At 49.2% G+C, this 18,218-nt stretch carries 21 protein-coding genes; 6 read left to right on the top strand and 15 right to left on the bottom strand.

Features of this window, described 5'->3' with window-relative positions:
• The first annotated feature begins 205 nt into the window (after nucleotides 1-205).
• The 5 genes from RAC89_RS30640 (at nucleotide 206) to RAC89_RS30620 (ending at nucleotide 5,558) form a co-directional block, all read left to right on the top strand.
• Complete coding sequence (locus RAC89_RS30640) at nucleotides 206-1,381, top strand: Gfo/Idh/MocA family protein (protein WP_306617439.1); 1,176 nt, start codon at nucleotides 206-208, stop codon at nucleotides 1,379-1,381.
• A complete protein-coding gene (locus RAC89_RS30635) occupies nucleotides 1,374-2,255 on the top strand; it encodes a sugar phosphate isomerase/epimerase family protein (protein WP_306617438.1) in 882 nt (293 codons plus the stop codon). The genes RAC89_RS30640 and RAC89_RS30635 overlap by 8 nt, the downstream gene beginning before the upstream one ends.
• A 118-nt stretch (nucleotides 2,256-2,373) precedes the next feature.
• A complete protein-coding gene (locus tag RAC89_RS30630; RefSeq protein ID WP_306617437.1) occupies nucleotides 2,374-3,885 on the top strand; it encodes an ABC transporter substrate-binding protein in 1,512 nt (503 codons plus the stop codon).
• Between the two features lie 50 nt (nucleotides 3,886-3,935).
• A complete protein-coding gene (locus RAC89_RS30625) occupies nucleotides 3,936-5,027 on the top strand; it encodes a mandelate racemase/muconate lactonizing enzyme family protein (RefSeq protein ID WP_306617436.1) in 1,092 nt (363 codons plus the stop codon).
• A gap of 54 nt (nucleotides 5,028-5,081) precedes the next feature.
• Nucleotides 5,082-5,558 carry a NanQ anomerase/TabA/YiaL family protein gene (locus RAC89_RS30620; RefSeq protein WP_306617435.1) on the top strand — a complete coding sequence of 159 codons (477 nt, stop codon included), beginning with the start codon at nucleotides 5,082-5,084 and terminating at the stop codon, nucleotides 5,556-5,558.
• Nucleotides 5,559-6,086: 528 nt separating this feature from the next.
• Here the strand turns inward: RAC89_RS30620 and RAC89_RS30615 are convergent.
• From RAC89_RS30615 to RAC89_RS30570, 10 genes are all read right to left on the bottom strand, one after another.
• Entirely contained in the window at nucleotides 6,087-6,269 is a 183-nt protein-coding gene (locus RAC89_RS30615; protein WP_306617434.1) for a hypothetical protein, read from the bottom strand.
• Entirely contained in the window at nucleotides 6,251-7,030 is a 780-nt protein-coding gene (locus RAC89_RS30610; protein ID WP_306617433.1) for an ABC transporter ATP-binding protein, read from the bottom strand. The genes RAC89_RS30615 and RAC89_RS30610 overlap by 19 nt, the downstream gene beginning before the upstream one ends.
• Nucleotides 7,031-7,046: 16 nt before the next feature.
• Nucleotides 7,047-7,667: a DUF2812 domain-containing protein gene (locus RAC89_RS30605; RefSeq protein WP_306617432.1), complete on the bottom strand. Its 621-nt coding sequence runs from the start codon at nucleotides 7,665-7,667 to the stop codon at nucleotides 7,047-7,049.
• A 3-nt stretch (nucleotides 7,668-7,670) separates the two neighbouring features.
• A complete protein-coding gene (locus tag RAC89_RS30600; protein WP_306617431.1) occupies nucleotides 7,671-7,997 on the bottom strand; it encodes a PadR family transcriptional regulator in 327 nt (108 codons plus the stop codon).
• A 237-nt stretch (nucleotides 7,998-8,234) separates the two neighbouring features.
• Nucleotides 8,235-8,750, bottom strand: coding sequence for a GNAT family N-acetyltransferase (locus RAC89_RS30595; protein WP_306617430.1), 516 nt, complete (start codon nucleotides 8,748-8,750; stop codon nucleotides 8,235-8,237).
• A gap of 171 nt (nucleotides 8,751-8,921) precedes the next feature.
• The gene (locus tag RAC89_RS30590; RefSeq protein WP_306617429.1) at nucleotides 8,922-10,049 is read right to left on the bottom strand and encodes a cytochrome P450; all 1,128 of its coding nucleotides are present in this window, start codon (nucleotides 10,047-10,049) and stop codon (nucleotides 8,922-8,924) included.
• Nucleotides 10,050-10,143: 94 nt separating this feature from the next.
• Complete coding sequence (locus tag RAC89_RS30585) at nucleotides 10,144-10,299, bottom strand: hypothetical protein (protein WP_284645122.1); 156 nt, start codon at nucleotides 10,297-10,299, stop codon at nucleotides 10,144-10,146.
• Nucleotides 10,300-10,318: 19 nt separating this feature from the next.
• Nucleotides 10,319-11,749 (bottom strand): nicotinate phosphoribosyltransferase, encoded by a 1,431-nt coding sequence (locus RAC89_RS30580; protein WP_306617428.1) that lies wholly within the window; start codon nucleotides 11,747-11,749, stop codon nucleotides 10,319-10,321.
• A 24-nt stretch (nucleotides 11,750-11,773) separates the two neighbouring features.
• The gene (locus RAC89_RS30575) at nucleotides 11,774-12,541 is read right to left on the bottom strand and encodes a cysteine hydrolase family protein (RefSeq protein ID WP_306617427.1); all 768 of its coding nucleotides are present in this window, start codon (nucleotides 12,539-12,541) and stop codon (nucleotides 11,774-11,776) included.
• Between the two features lie 17 nt (nucleotides 12,542-12,558).
• A complete protein-coding gene (locus tag RAC89_RS30570; protein ID WP_306617426.1) occupies nucleotides 12,559-13,365 on the bottom strand; it encodes an NUDIX domain-containing protein in 807 nt (268 codons plus the stop codon).
• 186 nt (nucleotides 13,366-13,551) lie between these two features.
• Here RAC89_RS30570 and RAC89_RS30565 point away from each other — a divergent pair, with 186 nt between their 5' ends.
• Nucleotides 13,552-14,742 (top strand): cytochrome P450, encoded by a 1,191-nt coding sequence (locus RAC89_RS30565; protein ID WP_284645119.1) that lies wholly within the window; start codon nucleotides 13,552-13,554, stop codon nucleotides 14,740-14,742.
• Nucleotides 14,743-14,835: 93 nt separating this feature from the next.
• Here the strand turns inward: RAC89_RS30565 and RAC89_RS30560 are convergent, their stop codons facing one another.
• From RAC89_RS30560 to RAC89_RS30540, 5 genes are all read right to left on the bottom strand, one after another.
• On the bottom strand, nucleotides 14,836-15,462 hold the full coding sequence (locus tag RAC89_RS30560) for a copper amine oxidase N-terminal domain-containing protein (RefSeq protein ID WP_306617425.1): 627 nt from the start codon (nucleotides 15,460-15,462) through the stop codon (nucleotides 14,836-14,838).
• A 13-nt stretch (nucleotides 15,463-15,475) separates the two neighbouring features.
• A complete protein-coding gene (locus RAC89_RS30555; protein WP_306617424.1) occupies nucleotides 15,476-15,970 on the bottom strand; it encodes an NUDIX domain-containing protein in 495 nt (164 codons plus the stop codon).
• Between the two features lie 19 nt (nucleotides 15,971-15,989).
• A complete protein-coding gene (locus RAC89_RS30550) occupies nucleotides 15,990-16,664 on the bottom strand; it encodes a class I SAM-dependent methyltransferase (protein ID WP_306617423.1) in 675 nt (224 codons plus the stop codon).
• A 179-nt stretch (nucleotides 16,665-16,843) separates the two neighbouring features.
• The gene (locus tag RAC89_RS30545) at nucleotides 16,844-17,731 is read right to left on the bottom strand and encodes an ABC transporter substrate-binding protein (RefSeq protein ID WP_306617422.1); all 888 of its coding nucleotides are present in this window, start codon (nucleotides 17,729-17,731) and stop codon (nucleotides 16,844-16,846) included.
• Nucleotides 17,732-17,792: 61 nt separating this feature from the next.
• Nucleotides 17,793-18,200: a family 43 glycosylhydrolase gene (locus RAC89_RS30540; RefSeq protein ID WP_306617886.1), complete on the bottom strand. Its 408-nt coding sequence runs from the start codon at nucleotides 18,198-18,200 to the stop codon at nucleotides 17,793-17,795.
• Nucleotides 18,201-18,218: the final 18 nt, after the last annotated feature.

Here is an 18,218-nt window from a genome sequence, read left to right as displayed (position 1 = left end):
TATCTCGACTATTTCAAAAGTCTTAATTATGCTAGTCAAGAAGTCGTCAGACTATTAGTGATTAGAAACATCATTGTTATAAAATAAAAAAGCAAGCAATGGAAGTATACAAGGAATGGAGGATCGAGAGCAAGGTAGTATAGAAGGAAAAAATTGTGAGCAATCATCTCATGGAGCTTATAAACCATTCATAAGGGGTGCTAAGATGAAGCAAGTACGTTTGGGAATCATAGGTTTTGGGGCTCAGGGTGGATTTTACGCTACATTTTTAACCGAGGGTAAAGTGAAAAATATGACGGTCGGCGCCATCTGTGATACTGATTCTGCGAAGCGCATCGAGGTGGCGCAGAAATACCCAGCTGTACCCTTTTATGACAACTATATCGATATGATGGAAAGCGGCGACGTCGATGCCATCGTGACCTGCATTCCACATTACTTACACCCGAAGGTGGGTATGGATGCGTTGCAGCGTGACATTCACGTATTGGTTGAAAAACCTGCCGGAGTTTACACCCAACAGGTTCGCGAACTGAACGAATTCGCGGCCACCAAGCCGCATTTGACCTTCGGCCTCTTCTTCAACCAGCGTATGAACCCGTTGTATCAGCAGCTTAAGCAACTGATAACTAATGGTGAAATCGGTCTTGTTCGCCGCACGAATTGGATCATCACAACATGGTGGCGACCACAAGGATACTATGACCAAGGCGCTTGGAGAGCGACGTGGACTGAAGAAGGTGGCGGCGTTCTTGTGAATCAAGCGCCTCATCAGCTCGATTTACTTCAGTGGCTCTGTGGCATGCCGAAAAAGGTATACTCGAATGTGAAATACGGCTATCAAAGGAAAATCGCCGTAGAGGATGATGTGACCGCTATCCTCGATTATGGCAACGGCGCAACAGGCGTATTCGTCACATGCACGCACGATGTACTTGGAACGGACCGGCTCGAAATTGTAGGAGATAAGGGTAAAATCATCGTTGAAGATAGCAAGAAGGTATCAATTAAGCGGTTACAGAAAACCGAAAACGAATTGAGCTCCACAATGAGTATGCAGGAAGTCAGACAGGTACTTATGGGATCCAATCCATCGGCTCTTTTCACTGAAGAAGTATTGGAATTTGGAAGCCAATGGGGTACCCAGCATATTGCGGTCTTGGAAAATTTTGCGGCGAATATTCTGGAAGGAACACCACTCATCGCGCCTGGTAGTGAGGGTATTCATGGAGTGACACTGGCCAATGCGATTCATCTTTCTAGTTGGCTGGGAAAAGAGATCGAAATTCCGTTCGATGAAGACTTGTTCCTGTTTGAATTGAACAAGCGGATTGAAGAGGAAAAGGCTGGTTCGATGGGAGGCGTAACTACGAATGAATAAAGGGCAAATCGGTGTTCAGATGATGATGCTCAAAGGAAAGATTGATGAGATCGGCATATACGCGACATTGCATGAAGTGAGCAAACTCGGGTACCGAAGCGTAGAAGTATCGCAACTCGCGATGAGTAGCGATAATGTATCTGAATTAAAGCGGGCATCCGAGGACTTCGGAATACATATCGCCGCCTTAACCGCTGCCGTTGAACCTGTAACTCCCCGTATGCAGGGGGAGACGCTTTCCAACGACTTTGACAAAATCGTACAGGATTGTAAAACATTAAACTGCCGCTTCTTACGAATCGGCATACTGCCATTCACCTCCCTTGGGGACAAAGGAAAAATCTTGGATTTCGTAAAAAAAGCAGACGAATTGGCGGGCAGGCTGGCAGAAAACGATATTGCTTTGTATTACCATAATCATCATGTGGAATTCCAAAAATATGATGGAAAGTATTTATTGGATATCATTAAAGACAATACGACACACCTTGGATTCGAGATGGATGTACATTGGATTTATAGGGGTGGGTTAAATCCTGCTGCGTTGATTAGAAAATACGCAGGCCGTGTGTCGTTGATTCACTTAAAAGACTACCGTATCGGACCTGTAAACATGGACTTTTTACAAACCGGCGATATGAGTAAGTTTAGAGAAAACTTCCACAACATCATCCAGTTTGCGGAACTTGGCGAGGGTAGTTTGGATTTCAAGCAAATTATCGATGCCAGCCTTGAAAGCGGAGCAAAGTATTTCTTTGTAGAGCAAGACGACCTATATGGCCGCGATCCGTTCGACTGCTTGAGAGTGTCCGGCGACCATCTAAGAGCATTGGGTTACTCGGAATGGTTCTCATTAGATAACGCCGACGAGTGAAACGAAATCAGAAAAGTCGTGAAAACGCTACCGGATAAGTCGTGTAAATATTAGTCAAACCACTTTTTACATGGTAGATTTAACATAGAGTCACACACTACCACATGGGGGGTAAAGAATGAAATCTTCATTTAAAAAAATCAGGAAGCTAGCGATAACCGGCTTAGTTCTGAACACAGTCATTCTTACAGCATGTTCCTCAAACAATGGCAACACAACTCCGGGAAGTAATAGCGACCAAGCGAGCAACAGCAAGCCGTATCAACTGAAGATGGCTTTGCCTGTTCTAGGTGCTGTTCCAGCGGATTTGGAACTAGTAGAAGCCGAGATGAACAAAATTGCACAGGCGGAGATTAATACTACTATCGACATCCTGCCAATCAGCATTGGTGCGTGGGCTCAGCAAATGAATCTTATGGCCTCTAGTGGCGAAAAACTAGATCTGTTATATGAGTTTGGTCCGGGTTACCCGAATGATGTGGCAGCCGGGAAAATTCTAGCATTAGACGAATTGCTTAATAAGTATGGGCAGGGTATCACCAAGGCTCTAGGTGAGAAAAACTTGAAAGCGGCTTCAATTAACGGAAAAACTTATGGAGCACCCTACTACACCGCATATGGTTCCCAATCCGTAATTGTGATGAGGAAGGATTTGGTCGAGAAGCATAATATCGATATCAATTCGATCAAATCCCTTGAAGATTTGGGACCTGTATTTGAGAAGATCAAGAATAATGAACCGGGGATCGTTCCATTGGCAAGTGGTCTATCCACTCCGCTAGATCATTACCGCGACTATGACCGTCTTGGGGATCGTGTAGGCATTCTGACTGGATTTGATAATGGACTCAAGGTTGAGAACCTGTTTGAGACGGAAAGCTATAAGAAAAATATTGGTCTGATGCACCAGTGGTTCAAGGCAGGTTATATCAACAAAGATGCAGCAACAAGCAAGACCCCAGTTCAAGATCTGGTCAAATCTAACAAGGCATTTTCTTACATCTACAGTGACAAACCAGGTCAACTGGGATCACAAATGCTTCAAACTGGTAAGGAATTGGTCAGCGCAAAGTTGCTTCCTTATTCTTATTCCACTACAAGTGATGTCCTCAATGGATTGTGGTCGATTGCTGCCCAATCAGAAAACCCGGAGCGCGCGATGATGTTCCTTAACCTGCTGTACACGAACGAGAAGCTGGCGAACTTATTTGTGTGGGGAATCGAAGGTAAGCATTACGTGAAGGTATCGGAGACTCAGGTTGACTATCCGGATGGTGTCGACAAATCTAACGTAAAGTATGGCATCTCAGATTATATGGGCGGCAATACATCCATTATCTACGTATTTAAAACAGATGCTCCAGATCTTCGCAAACAAATTATCGAGTTCAATCAGAAGGTTACAAAATCGAAAGCATTCGGTTTTGCCTACAATTCAGAACCGGTCAAGAACGAAATTACTGCGATCAATGCGGTTATCGAGCAGTATAAGAAGGCTCTGGATACTGGTACCATGGACCCGACTCAAAAGCTTGCCGAATTTAATATTAAACTGAAAGCGGCTGGTTTAGATAAAGTCATTGCGGAAAAGCAAAAACAACTCAACGAGTGGGCGGCCGCTAATAAATAGTCATTTGAGTGATATGATCTGCTCTCTTTACTCAATTACGGAGGTATCATATGAAAATAAAAAGTATTGAAACGTTCGACTCTGGTTACGTATGCATTGTGCGCGTGAAAACGGATGACGGACAGGAGGGAATTGGACAAATCGCTCCATATCATTCCAACATTTCTGCTCTTGTGCTTCATCAACAGATATCTCGTCATGCCCTCGGAAAGGATGCCGACCTAATTGAAGAGCTTGGGGAGCTGATCATCCGGGCAGAACATAAATATCCAGGTTCTTACGTGTGCAGAGCTCTAGGCGGGCTTGATACGGCACTCTGGGATTTGAAGGGAAAGCGGCTTAACAAGAGCGTCTGCGAATTACTAGGTGGGGATCGACGTCCAATTGATGTCTACGGTTCCAGTATGAAACGGGATATCAGTCCGGAAGACGAAGCGGATCGATTGAAGCGGCTGCAAGATAAACACGGATATAATGCCTTCAAGTTTCGAATCGGTAAAAGCTTCGGTAACGACGTCGATGTATTCAATGGTCGTACGGAACAGATTATACCGGCGGTACGCAAGGCACTCGGCGATAACACGCTGCTGTATGCCGACGCGAACAGCGGCTTTACGCCTGCTCGAGCTATTGAGGTGGGACGGTTACTGGAGCAGCATGGTATTGTGCATTACGAGGAGCCCTGTCCTTATCCGTGGCTGGAGTGGACGAAACAAGTTGCCGATGCACTTGATGTTGCAGTTGCAGGCGGTGAGCAGGATACGGATTTGGCTCAGTTTCAGCGAATGATATCAATGCGGGCCGTCGACGTTGTGCAGCCTGATATTTGCTATATTGGCGGACTCAGTAGAGCACTTGAAGTCGCTCGAATGGCAGAGGAAGCGGGTATGGCATGTACACCGCATGCCGCCAACTTATCGATGGTAACTGTGTTCACGATGCACATGGTTGCGGCAATTCCGAACGCTGGCCCATTCATGGAATTTTGTGTAGAATCCATTCCGTGGGCGGAAGAGTTGTTTACCTCGAGTTTTGAGGTTCGTGATGGCAAGGTCATGATTCCCGACGGACCGGGTTGGGGCGTAACGGTCCGGCCGGAATGGCTTGAGAAAGCTCACTATCGGATTAGCCAACTCCAATAGGCGATTGTAAGAGAGGCATTGCAGGTCGAAATCATTTCTTGGAGGTGTCAAAACGTGATTTTTAGCGATTTGAAAAATTGGCAGCGTGAAAAGCAAGTATATCCGAAAGCGATTAACCGCGGATTAGAGTACATACAAAATACCGACTTCAGCGCCATGAAGCCGGGTAACTATGAAATCGCAGGCAATCTAATGTTCGCGATGCTTCAAGAGCGTACAACGACGTCTTGGCAGACGCGACAGCCCGAATCGCATCAAACGTATACCGACATTCAGTATTTGATCGAAGGCGAAGAGATGATCCGCGTGGCTCATTTGACTGGTGAAGAAGTGATCAGTAACGATTATTTCGAGGAAAGAGATCTCGCTTTCTACAGCAAGGTCGGCCCGGAAACGTCGCTCCTGCTTCAGCCTGGCTCGTTTGCCGTATTTTATCCCGGTGATGTTCATCTTCCGGTTTGCAGCGTGACCGAAGATAAGCCGCTCCGCAAGGTCGTTATAAAAATTCATAAATCGCTGCTGTTCTACTAAGCTCTGTAGGGTCTGTTCCTTTTTCGGGAACAGGCCTTTTCCTATGGCCGCCTTTGAATAGTTAAAATAAAATAATAATCCTCTTACTAGCAAAAAAGTAATTGTCAGAATATTGCGAATTAATAGACAATGTGTTATGATAGGTACATCAAAAGAAACGGAGGTAATCACGATGCCACCTTAGCCAAGATCAACCATCAACGTAAACCGAAGGGAGAAGGATTCCAATGGGGCAGCGTAAGGCGAAGCCGTTCAAGACTGAACGGACAGGTACTCAGAGAACTTGATCCGGAAGGGGATAGTCCAATGGGGTAGCGTAAGGCGAAGCGTGAAGAACGCGGGTACATATCGAACTAACGGGGAAGGAGTTTACAATTGAATACGTCAGAACGATAGGGATCTCACCGGAAGCGGCGGGATCCCTATTTTGCGTTCAAAAAATAAAGACCCGCAGCAGCACAACACGATGTGCAAGGGGTCTTGTCTAATCTTCAACCACTTCTCTTTAATACGCGATATATTGAAAGATCAGCAGTAGAAAGAGAATCCGCAAATGAACAGTCCAAGGGCAAGCTTCGTGCTCGCCGTTAATCGCAGTAAGCTTTGGGTAGCCGGCTGCACAAAGGTGAAGCCGATTCTCATTCTTCTCAGTAATAGGAAGAAGGTCAGCTGCAATGCCGGTTCGAGCAATCCTAAGACAGCGTTAACCACGCTCTCTTGTTTTGCCACTGCACGTCTACCGGCATCTCAAAAAAATCCGATAACGTTTCCTTCTGCAAGACCTCTTGACTGGGACCTTGAGCAAATACCTCGCCTCGACGAATGAGCAGGGTCCGATTTAGGACCGGCACAATTTCCTCAATATGATGTGTTACATATAGGATCGTCGGTGCGTCAGACTGATTCGCCAGCTGTTGTACGCTGGATAGAAGTGCCTCCCGGGAAATAAAATCAAGCCCATTGGTCGCTTCATCCAAAATGAGCAGCTTAGGCGAAGCCATCAGCGCTCTCGCTATTAATAGCTTTTGCTTTTCCCCTTGAGAGCAGGATTGATACGTTCGATCCGCCAAGTGGCTGCAGCCCAGCTGTGCCATTAGCGATAAAGCTTTGTCCATTTCTTCCTCTGAGGTTTTCTCATAGAGACCGATGGAGGCGTGTTTGCCGCTGATCACGATATTTTGCGTTTTGTCATTGGTGTACAGCTTCTCTTGCAAGGACGAGCTGACCCAGCCGATCTGCTTGCGCATCTCTCTCAAATCTACCGTCCCGTACAGCTCCCCGAGCACGGAAACCTGCCCTTGCGTAGGCCATAAATATCCGTTGATCATGTTCAAAATGGTCGTCTTTCCCGAGCCGTTCAAACCGAGTAACGCCCAATGCTCTCCCTTGTTTACCGTCCAGTTGATGTTTCTAAGGATCTCCTTCTGTTCTCTTCGGTAGGAAACCTGCTCAAGGCGAATTACTTCTTTCATGTCGCTTATCCTTTCTTTATTCATTTTCTTTGAATTTTTTGTACTGCCTATTGGCCTTCGATGCGAAGTAAGCATAGATCCCGATTAAGACCGGAAAGAACAGCCAGAAGAAGCCTCGAAAGAAGGCAAAAGGGGTTTCAAAGAGAAACGCTCTCCAGAAGTCGGAGCCGCTCTTATCCCAAAGTCCCGGGGTCAAATACAGTGATTGGGGATCCAGGATTGCTTCCGGATGGATAGTGTCATTGGTAATGAACACCACCATGATGGGAATAAACGCCCAAGCCAGCGCAGCCCACATCTCCGACTGCCTCTTATACCTCCCCGCTTTGGAGTCTACGTCGGAGAAGATCTCTTCACTACCTTGTTTGTCTATCTTCCTAAAGTATTGATAGCCCGAGCTCTTCGTTCCCGAGAGATGCTCCCAGCCGCTATCTTCAAACAAGGCACGGTAATCCTCGAAATCTTCCTTCCTTTTGAAGGTACGGTAATCTATCTTAATGGTCGTATTCTCCGGCTCACTGGGTTTAAACTCGTAGCCGAACGCCGTCTTGCGTGTAAAGCGGCAGCCCTGCCTCGCCATCTCACGCAGCCAGCGTTCCTCCTCGTCGAAGTTACTAAAGAATTTGTATTTCTTCATTCCTTATTCCTCCTCCGTTTTGGTCAGACGTTCTTTCGTCACGTCCATCATGTGCTTCATCCGTTCAAAGTCAAGACGCAAAACTTCCAATCCCTTGTCGGTAATGGCGTACACCTTGCGGCGGCTATCCTCGCTGGCCACGGGCTGAATGAGCTTCAGCTTCACCAGATTCTCCACTGCACCGTACAGGGTACCTGCAGCCATGCGGACCTGCCCTCCGCTGAGCTCCTCTACCTTCTGCATAATCAGATAACCATGCGCAGGCTCCACCAGAGCGAGCAGAATGTAATACACGGTTTCGGTCAAAGGCAAATGTTTATCTCTTCCCATAGTTTCCTCCAGGCATAAAGCATTTTGAATCACGGTCACGGTTATATAAAGAATCACTATATAGTTATACTATATACAGTTAAACTGAATAATGCAACTCACTTTTGGAATCTATTTTTCGACATCTGCCAATTTCGCAAAAAAAAAGCCGCCGGACATGATCCGGCAGCCTATGTCTTTTTCTTGCACCTTTCCGATTCCATCTACTTGAATTCCATCTCTTCCAGCTGCTCATTATCAACCGTTCAGCTCGGGTACTTCGTCCTTGTTCCCTGTAGAAAAGACTTGGATAGGTCCATCCCACCCTTCCTCTCTCCGCTCCTGAAAGCGGTTATGGGTATACTCTCCGATCGTCTTTCTCCAGAATCGCTGTGCCGGCTCGTTCGTTTCCACCTGTGCAACCTTCCAGAGCCCGCTGAAGCGAGTAAACAATTCCATGCTGACGTGCCTGCCTACCCCGGATCTTCTGTATTTCTTCATCACAAAAAACTCGGCCATAGAATAGATTGTCTCATTCTGCTCAGTGCTGCCCAACTCCCGCACCAAGGCAAATCCGGCCAGCCTTCCGTTTACCTTGATGAAAAAGGGATGCCTCTCTGCCTCCGTCCAGTAATGGTCCAGATACTTGTACTCGTATAAACCGTACTCATTCACGTCATCCGGTTCAAACTTACTAAAGTCGTATTTATAGAGCTCCAAGAGATTTCTTAGAATCGACTTTTGTTCATATTCTACCTGATGTATCGTAATCATGGGTACCTACCTGCTTTCACTCGCATTTATTTCGCCGTTGATGACAGCTCATTTACTTCCGAGTTTACGTCCGTCCGCCTCATTTGACAATAAGATCGTTTGATTATAATGAAATTTACCTGTATGCAAAAAGGCAGCCTGACTTAACTAACGTCAGCTGCCTTATCTAATTTACACTTCGGGCTCAAACCGCAGTGGCATGCTTTTATAACCGTGAACGATGAAGCCTTCAGCCGGCGGCAGCGGTTCATCGTTCTCTCGGGCAAGCCGACGCAGACGGCTCAGCACGGCCGAGAGGGCGATCTTGGCTTCCAGCCTGGCTAACGGCGCACCGAGACAGAAGTGGACTCCGTGCCCGAAGGCAATATGCGGATTCGGATTACGATGAATATCGAAGCGCTGCGCATCGACGAATTTGTCTTCGTCCCGGTTCGCCGAACCGATGAAGGCAATCACGCGTTTTCCGGCAGGGATCCTCTGCCCCCCAAGCTCCGTCTCCTGTGTTGTCGTACGGAACATGGCCTGAACGGGGGACCGGTACCGAAGCACCTCTTCGATCGCGGAAGGAAGCAGGTCCGGGTCATCCATCAATTCCTGATAGGCTTCAGGGTGCTCCAGCAGCGATAATACGGCATTGCCGATCAGGTTGGTTGTCGTCTCATTTCCCGCCACAAGCAGCAAAATACAGAAGCCCAGGATATCCTGTTCGCTTAAGTGGATATTCTCTTCTTCGGCATGGATCAGCGCACTGATTAAATCACCGTCAAGCGGCTCCAACCTGCGGCGTTGAATAATATCCCGAAAGTAGGCGCTCATCTCCATATATGCCGTGCCGGAGCCCTGCGCTCCTCCTCCGATGACGACATCGGCGGAAGCGACGACCCGATCCGACCATCGCTTGAACTGTTCCCGGTCCTCCGAGGGAATTCCAAGAAGCTCGGCAATCACGATAACCGGCAGCGGGTAGGCAAAATCCTGAATCAGATCCATCCGCCCGGCGGAGGAGACTTGATTCAGCAGCTCGTTTGCGATCCGCTCGATGCGAGGCTCTAGCGCGGCTACTGCCTTGGGAGTGAACGCCTTGCTGACCAGCGAGCGAAGCTGCGTATGCCGCGGCGGGTCCGTTGTGATCAGACTGAATCCGCCGCCTTGGCCGGAGGAGAAACGGGCATGATCGGAGAGAACGGTTTTGACCTGATCATAACCGAAGGCCCCCCACAACCCCACAGCTTCCAGAAAGATAACGGATTGGTTGGAGCTTCGGACCATTTGATACAACGGATAAGGGTTTCGTAACACATCTGGTGATAATAGCGGGTTCAAGAGTATCCTCCCAATTACGACATATCCCTTAGTATGTGTGAGGAAGGATTTGGTTATGCGGAACGGGACGTTACTTCAGCAGCCCGACTTCTCTAGCTTGTGCTTCCGTCAGAATAAATTCCTCATTCGGCCAAATTTCATCCTCCTCGCGGCGGCCGAACATGCTCATGATTTCCGCCCAGATCCCTTTTTCCATCGCCTCATTGGCCGTAATCATTACTTTCATCCGCTTTGCTCCTTAACGGTTATTTGAGGCTTGCTTCAATCAGCCTCATCTTATTATCCCAGCACTTTTGACTCAGATCGACCGGGTACTCTTCCGGATTGCTGTTTCTTTTGTACTCATCCCATAACAACTCCAAATTTTGCTTAGCAAAGGCTTGAATCTCGTTTAGCGGGGGCAGCGTGTACACAAGCTTCCCTTCTACAAAGATATCGTGATGCAGATCGCGGGCCTCAAAGTTCGTAACGAATTTGCTGATGTAGGTATGAACGGGATGGAACATTTTGAGCCGGGCCTCATCTTGCGGATTCTCATCCTGAAGCGCAATATAATCGCCTTCAGCCCTGTGGTTCTCCTTGTTAATGATCCGGTATACCTTCTTCAGTCCGGGAGTTGTTACCTTTTCCGGATTGCCGGAAATTTTGATCGTGTCCCGTCCGTCGATCTGCACCATCTTGTAAACTCCGCCAAGGGCAGGCATATCGTAGGCGGTGATCAGCTTAGTGCCTATGCCCCATGCATCGATCGAGGCTCCCTGCATTTTCAAATGGGTGATCGTATTGCTGTCCAGATCGTTGCTTGCATAAATTTTGGCTTGAGGGAAGCCAGCCGCGTCAAGAAGCTTCCGGGCCTCCTTGGACAAGTACGCCAGGTCCCCGCTATCCAAACGGATGCCGTCAAACAAGGGGCCGAGCTCCAGCTCCCGGGCTACGCGAATGGCCGCGGGCACACCGGATTTTAACGTATCGAACGTATCCACTAGGAATACGCAGCTGCGGTCCACTTCCTTCATCCGCTTCGCGTACATTAGCATCGCTTCATAATCGCTTTGCTTCGACTGCACCATCGCGTGCGCGTGAGTTCCCGCAATACGGGCGCCGAACAGCTTGCCGGCCCGTACGTTGGAGGTAGCGTCAAACCCGCCGATGATGGCCGCCCTGGCACCCCACAGAGCCGCATCCATTTCGTGAGCGCGGCGAGTCCCGAACTCGAGCAGCGGATCCTCCCCGGCGGCCTGCCGTATGCGTGCGGCCTTGGTTGCGATCAGCGTCTGATGATTGATGATGTTCAAAAGCGCGGTCTCGATCAGCTGTGCTTCCGCAAGCGGCGCCTCGACCCGAAGGATAGGCTCGTTGGCAAAAACGAGCTCCCCTTCCTTCATTCCGCGAAGGGTCCCCGTAAAGCGCACGCCGGCTAAGTAGGAAAGGAAAGCAGGATCATAGCCTTGCTCTTCGAGGTAGGCTAAGTCACTCTCGCTGAACCGGAACGCTTGAATGTATTCGATTGCGCGCTGTAAGCCTGCAAATACGGCAAAGCCGTTCCCGAAGGGAATTTTGCGGAAATACAGCTCAAATACGGCCGGCGTCTCCTGCATTCCTTCGTTCCAGTACACCTCTGCCATATTAATCTGATATAAATCCGTGTGAAGTGCATAACCGTCGTCTTGGTACATTTGCTCCGTCCTCCTTCTTTCCCGTCACACTTCCGTTGACTTCACAAGTTGAATGCGGTATTTCCGTTCCAGCTCGGCAAAGCCGGCGGTCATCTGCTCCTCGAAGCCGGCAATCGGACTCATGCAGTCGGTCAGCAAGGTAATCCGTTTCGTCAACTCAAGGTCGGCTAAGCCTTCGCATATTTGTCTTACTGATGTAAGCACACAGTGCGAGGCGGCCTCTCCGGCAATGATCGTCCGGTCATAAAGGGCAATCTCATCCAACAGCTCTCGGTGGGTGAGCCCGTGCGGATTGTGCTCGGGATGGACGATTCCGTACATTTCGCTGACCCGGTCCAACCCCTTGGTCAGTACATACGGGTTCGTTTGCGTGGCCAGGGCATGCTCCGTCACCGCTTGCTGAATGGTTCCTTCCAGCGCCGCGCCGGCGCTCCCCTGAAGGCAGTGGTACGTCCAGATCATGACGGCTCCGAGATGATGAAGGCAGGCCATAGACTGTTCCCTATCGTAAATAGGCATCCACAGGCCTTCCTGCACCTCCTCCTTAGTAATCAAGGTGAAGGGAGCAGGATGCTCCCCGGAGGCATTCCGCCACCAGCAAGGAAAGAAGATCGAGATGGGCTGATGCGTATCCAGCGAATAGCCGATTCTCGTTATCGTATGTCGGTGCTTAGCAATAAATGCGGCCAGCCGAGCCATATCCGCCCTGGCGCCTGTAACCGGAAGCGCCCCGCCTTCCATAAAATCCTCCTGGCAATCGATGAGCAAAGTAAACACTCGGGGATTCGTCATGGTAACCCTCCTTTAGGCTAGAAAATCGTGGCGTTCACTTTCGTTTCCTTGTATCGGAACAGCTCTGCAGGACGATGCGAGGTTCGTTTGGTCGTTTTCGGCCGCAGCACGCCATCCTTTGCTTCCATTACGTTTTCCAAAAACTTGTATTTCTTTCTCGCGTTAGCGGAGAAGGTAGACTCAATCTTGATGGCCGGGTCCTCGGGAGCGACCAGCAGCAACAGATTGCGCAGCTCCGAAAGCGTAAACTCCTCGGGAAGAAACTCCTTGAACATCGTCGTTTGGAGCAGCTCGCGGCGAATAACCTCCACGGCCTCCTGAATGATCATCGCGTGATCGAAGGCGAGCTTGGATTCGTCAAGCTCATGAACTGTGAACAGCTCCACGTCCTCGGCGTCATCTGCTGCCCTGCGTCTCTGCAGTACCTCTTCTCTTACAATCGCATAAAATGCATTGGAAATAATCCATCCCCGAGGATCCCGTCCCGGCTTGTCGTAAACGGCGAAATGCTTCATAAAGATGCCGTTCACGCCTGTTTCCTCAGCAAGCTCCCGGTGCGCCGCTTCCAATGCCGTTTCGTATTCATGGACAAACCCGCCGGGCAGCGCCCACTTGCCTCCTTCAATATTCGGCTTGCCGTTCTGATCGGATTGGGCTCTTCGAATGAGCATCAGCTTTAATGTATACGTTGGAGGCTTATGCTCTCCCTGTTTATCCGATACGATCGTAAATACGGCAATGTCACTCGTATATCCGTCCGGTGTCCTATACTTTCTCATCTTGTCGTTCACCGGACATTTCGTTTCCGATTCTACATGGGTCAAGGCAGCGCCTCCCTTTTTTTGTATTTAGTATTTCACTAATTACTTGGATTATATTCCAGCAGATACAACAAGTCAATACTTTCATTATGACATTTAAGAAAACGGGCTTTATTTTCCTAATACTGGTTAGCAAAAGTGGAAATGCTAACCGTGAATTTATTCCATTGTTTGAAAAGGAGCAAGCCGATGAATCCAACTAAATATGCCAATAACTTAAGCATGCCGGAGCTGGATACGCTGGAAAAGCGTCTCAACCCCTTTGAGCTTCTGTCCAAGCTCAGGAAAGAAACGCCCGTACGTTACGATCCCGTAAGAAGCTGCTGGGACGTATTCACCTACGAAGAGGTTCACCGAATTCTCAAGGATGCTGCTACCTTCTCCTCTGTGAGAAGCAATGCAGGCGGGCAAAATTTGCTGTTCATGGATCCTCCCAAGCATACCCAGATGCGCGATCTGGTCAATAAAGCCTTTACCCCCCGAGTCATAGAGGGCTTGGCCCCAAGAATTCGCTCGGTTACCGAGGAGCTGCTGGCTGCGATAACCGGAGAGGAGATGGATGTCGTTGCGGAGCTGGCAACACCATTGCCCGTAATCGTCATCGCCGAGCTGCTGGGTGTGCCGTCGAAGGACAGGCAGCTGTTTAAGCGCTGGTCCGATTCGCTGGTTGAAAGCGCAGAGGGAGTATCCGATGAGGCATTCCAGCGGCTGAACGAGAAGCGAATTCAAGTCGTCATGGAGCTAAGCCAATATTTTAAGGGGATTTTGGAGCAGCGTAGTCAGCAGCTGCAGGACGATCTAATCTCGGCCCTGCTTCAGGCGGAAATTGAGGGCGAGCGTTTGTCGGAGCGGGAGCTGATACACTTCTGTATTCTGCTTCTGGCTGCGGGCAATGAGACGACCACCAATCTCATTACGAACGGCGTAAGGCTGTTGGCAGAGCGGCCGGAGCTCCAAACCGAGCTGGAGAACAACCTGGAATTGATCCCCGGGTTCGTCGAAGAAGTACTGAGATTCTACCCACCAATCGTAGCCATCGGACGCGTTGCTGCCAAGGATACGATGATTGGAGGACATACGATCAAGGCGGGAGAGCAGGTCATCTCTTGGGTCGGGGCAGCCAACCGGGATGAAGCCAAGTTTACAGCAGCCGAGCAATTCAATCTTCACCGCAAGCCGAATCCGCACATCTCCTTCGGCTTTGGCATTCATTTCTGCTTAGGCGCGCCGCTCGCACGGTTGGAGGGCCGGATTGCCTTTGAGCTTCTGCTTCGGCACATCCGAGACATTCGTCAAATTCCCGGCAAGCCCACTCCCCCGATCCCAAGCTCGTTCGTCTTCGGGATGAAGCAGTATCCGATCTCGTTTCAACGTAGCTAGCCTCAATGTCCGTAAGCATTATGAAGAAGCTCTCGCTCCTTAGGGAGATTTAGCGAGAGCTTCTTCATCCATGTACGTATAGCTTGCTAATCCCTAAGGCTGATTGTATTTGCCAATGGTGATCCAGTCACGCTCATGTACGCTAAGAATATGCGAGAGGGACACCCGCTCCCCTTTCTTCGCCAACACGGCAAATCGTGAATTCATTCCGGTCCAGCCTTCCAAACCATCTTCTACGAAAGTCCCCGCGGCAAACGAGAGAGCATGCTCCTTATCGGACCAGAATTCGATTTGCTTCGTTTGTATCTGTGGATCCAACTGTTCTACAAGCAGCAACAAAAACAGCTTTTGAAAATCGGTATTAGAAGGCACCTCTTGGTATCCCTTAGAGTAGATGATCGTCGTATCCGGCTTACTAGCAATAACCTCATAAGTAAGATTGTATTTCCCATTCAGAAGTGCAGCTACGAATTCACGATATGAATTCGTAATATCGACCTTGTTATCAGTCTCGTTCCATTCCACCTTGGCTCCGAGGGCCTCGGCAAGAGCTCTTGCCGATACCATTGTCGTACCGTCTTCCGTTACCTGAAGATCGGTTTTCAGCGGTTCCCCTTGAACCAGCACCTGCCTAACCGATTGTATCGTGTCCGACGCATATGCTGCTGTCGCAGCTAACAAGACAACCGCGCCCGCAACCCCGACGATGTGTTTTTTCAACCAGGATCCTCCTTCATGTAGGCCCGGCAGCCTTCTTGCTTTGCTGGATCTGCTGCTCTTCCACATAATTGCGATAGGCTCTGCCGTGATAATAATCGATAATGTCTTGATTGATCTCGGGATAGAGCCGGATCCCTTCCAGATCGGAGACAGGGATCCACTTCACTCCGATTTGATTCGGATCCGGCTTCTTCGGAAGCTGGGGGCGGGAGCCTGCCTTCAGCTTACACTCGAAGGTAATCCCGACGGAATGCGTATCACCGTAGATGAAATCGCTTTTGACCGGTTGATATTCGTAGACAAAGGCGACACGGCCAACCTCGATGTCGGCGCAAGCCTCTTCCCGCGCCTCCCGTATTGCTGCTTCAGTCAAGGTTTCTCCAGGCTCTACCCCGCCGGCAGGCAAATTGTAATGCACGCCGTCATCGTCATCATTCGCATATTCGATAAGCAGAATAGCTCCCTTCTGAATGATGAGCGCACAGGCACGCAGTCTGATTTTCTCCAAATGAATTCGCCTCCGGTATTCATACTTTGTAACCTATCGCGCCAAAATGCTGGATAACGGAATCGTTTGCTGTCTCATATCCGGGCTCCAGCACCCGCTTCAATGCAAAGCCTGCTCCCATGAAGCCGTTGAGATATTCGGCAACCGGCCGGTGGTAAGCGCCCAGCGTTGAGCGCAGCGTGCCGGTCCCATGAGATTTCCAAAACTGCGGAGCATATTGATATACCTTTCTGGCACCGTCATCCAATGGATGACTGAAGGGGGACTGGAAGCAAGGATGCATAACCAGCCAGATCATAATCCCTCCATGCTTCAGAATGCGGTGACTCTGTCGAAACACCGCCTCATGGTCCGGAAGGTCCATCAGCATGATGCTCGAGACGACCACATCGAACGATTCATCCTGCAGCGTCCGAAGGGTCATGGCGTCATCCCGGACCCATAGCACTTCTGCTGTCAGCTTTCTCGCCAGGTCGAGCATCGCATGGCTGTAATCAACACCCGTAACCCTGGCGCCAAGACGATGCAATCGATCTGCGAGCTCACCTTGACCGCAGCCCAAATCACAGAGCTCTTTGCCGCTCAAATCCATCTCCTTGCTTACCTGTTCCACAATGTACTTATGAACTTTTCTCGGACCGCCTTGTTTGACCATCGCATCGTACTGTTCGGCAAACGAATCGTAATTCAGCATGGAATCCATCCCCCATTATATGGAATATACTTCCTTATAACGCTAGTGTAAAGGATTGGAATCCATATGAAAAATATATCGTTTAGAACAAACCGTTCTCGATACGAGATTGATTGAATTGGGCAGACAGGCTGTTAAATTCATCAAGGGATACCCGGCCCTTGGCATGCATGCCTTTATCAGTACTTTCGGGTTGCAATCTCTTTCTCAGCAGTTGCACCCGTAAAGATGGTCTCTGGCGTTACGATTCGTTTCGGCAAAATACGTCCATCCATAAGCTCCTTGACCGCCTGAACAAGGTTAGGTCCGAGCAGCGGACTGCATTCGACTACACTATTGATTTTTCCTTCCAGAAGTTTCTCGAGCGCCCTTCTTGTACCGTCAACGGATACGATAATAATATCCTTCCCCGGCCTTAACCCGAATTCCTCGATGGCTTCGATGGCACCGATGGCCATATCATCATTATGCGAGTAAAGTACTTGTATCTTTTTTCCGCGGGATTGCAATAGTGACGCCATGACTGTTTTTCCCTCTTCAAAGGTAAAGCCTGCATATTCGCTCTGAAGAATATGGATGCCGGTCCGTTGCTCGATTACATCCCTGAAGCCCAAGCCTCTGGCAATCGATGGCGTCGAGCCTTCCGTTCCCTTCAATTCAACCATCCCGACAGTACCCGGGAGCTTGGCAATTTTATCAAGCACATACTTGCCTGCCTTTTTGCCCTCTTCGTAGAAATCGGAACCGATAAAAGAAACATACAGCGTTGGGTCTGACACCTCGACCAATCGGTCGATGATGATGACAGGGATTCCCGCCTGCTTCACATCCCTAAGGATCGGCTCCCATCCTTTCTCAACAACCGGGGCAATCGCAATCACGTCTACCTTCTGCTCGACAAAGGACCTTATCGCGTCAAATTGGCTTACTTGCGACTGCTCTGCGTTTGCGAACAATAGATCGATACCCGCTTCTCTGGCAGCCTCTTGAATCGAGGCGGTGTTCGCCTTCCTCCACTCGCTTTCCGAGCCCAGCTGTGAGAAGCCCATGGTTATTTTTCTCTGCACCGGTGCGGATAGCAATTTAGTATCAGGCTCTGTCGTCGATAGTTTGGCCGGGCGCTGCTTCTCATCCGTACATATAAATGCCCATCGCGAATCTTAATCGAGAAAAACTCCGGAGAGTAAAACAGATTAATACCACATAAAACTTGCCGTTATGGTATCGAATGCTGCTGGCCCATGAGCCTTGCCCGTATATGCTTTGCCCATTGGTGAGAGTTTGCTTGTCACTAGCCGCGAGAATATCATATACATAATTGACAATTTCCCAATTTACGAGGTCCTTGGATTTCATAATAGGGACACCGGGGTTCATGTGCATTGTAGTGCTGGTCATAAAGTAAGTATCATTTACCCTGGTAACGGCAACATCCGGTACATCCGCCCATATAATGGGGTTCTGGGCAGTGGTCTCGGCAGCATGGGTAGAGTTGCCCGGCAGACTGCCGATTAATAATGTCCAAACCAATACCATAACCATTAACCTTTTACA

This window comes from Paenibacillus sp. GD4, from assembly GCF_030846225.1.
Taxonomy (GTDB): Bacteria; Bacillota; Bacilli; order Paenibacillales; family NBRC-103111; genus Paenibacillus_G; species Paenibacillus_G silviterrae.
Note: the sequence above shows the minus strand (reverse complement) of the source record. Positions and strands in the feature narration are given on the sequence as shown.

Bases quoted from the DNA above. Each gene is read 5' to 3' on its own strand.
- RAC89_RS30575 (WP_306617427.1), bottom strand. From the start codon at position 12,541: ATGACGAATCCCCGAGTGTTTACTTTGCTCATCGATTGCCAGGAGGAT.
- RAC89_RS30625 (WP_306617436.1), top strand. From the start codon at position 3,936: ATGAAAATAAAAAGTATTGAAACGTTCGACTCTGGTTACGTATGCATT.
- RAC89_RS30605 (WP_306617432.1), bottom strand. From the start codon at position 7,667: ATGAAGAAATACAAATTCTTTAGTAACTTCGACGAGGAGGAACGCTGG.
- RAC89_RS30610 (WP_306617433.1), bottom strand. From the start codon at position 7,030: ATGAAAGAAGTAATTCGCCTTGAGCAGGTTTCCTACCGAAGAGAACAG.
- RAC89_RS30540 (WP_306617886.1), bottom strand. From the start codon at position 18,200: ATGGTATTGGTTTGGACATTATTAATCGGCAGTCTGCCGGGCAACTCT.
- RAC89_RS30640 (WP_306617439.1), top strand. From the start codon at position 206: ATGAAGCAAGTACGTTTGGGAATCATAGGTTTTGGGGCTCAGGGTGGA.
- RAC89_RS30600 (WP_306617431.1), bottom strand. From the start codon at position 7,997: ATGGGAAGAGATAAACATTTGCCTTTGACCGAAACCGTGTATTACATT.
- RAC89_RS30580 (WP_306617428.1), bottom strand. From the start codon at position 11,749: ATGTACCAAGACGACGGTTATGCACTTCACACGGATTTATATCAGATT.
- RAC89_RS30565 (WP_284645119.1), top strand. From the start codon at position 13,552: ATGAATCCAACTAAATATGCCAATAACTTAAGCATGCCGGAGCTGGAT.
- RAC89_RS30585 (WP_284645122.1), bottom strand. From the start codon at position 10,299: ATGAAAGTAATGATTACGGCCAATGAGGCGATGGAAAAAGGGATCTGG.
- RAC89_RS30635 (WP_306617438.1), top strand. From the start codon at position 1,374: ATGAATAAAGGGCAAATCGGTGTTCAGATGATGATGCTCAAAGGAAAG.
- RAC89_RS30550 (WP_306617423.1), bottom strand. From the start codon at position 16,664: ATGCTGAATTACGATTCGTTTGCCGAACAGTACGATGCGATGGTCAAA.
- RAC89_RS30595 (WP_306617430.1), bottom strand. From the start codon at position 8,750: ATGATTACGATACATCAGGTAGAATATGAACAAAAGTCGATTCTAAGA.
- RAC89_RS30630 (WP_306617437.1), top strand. From the start codon at position 2,374: ATGAAATCTTCATTTAAAAAAATCAGGAAGCTAGCGATAACCGGCTTA.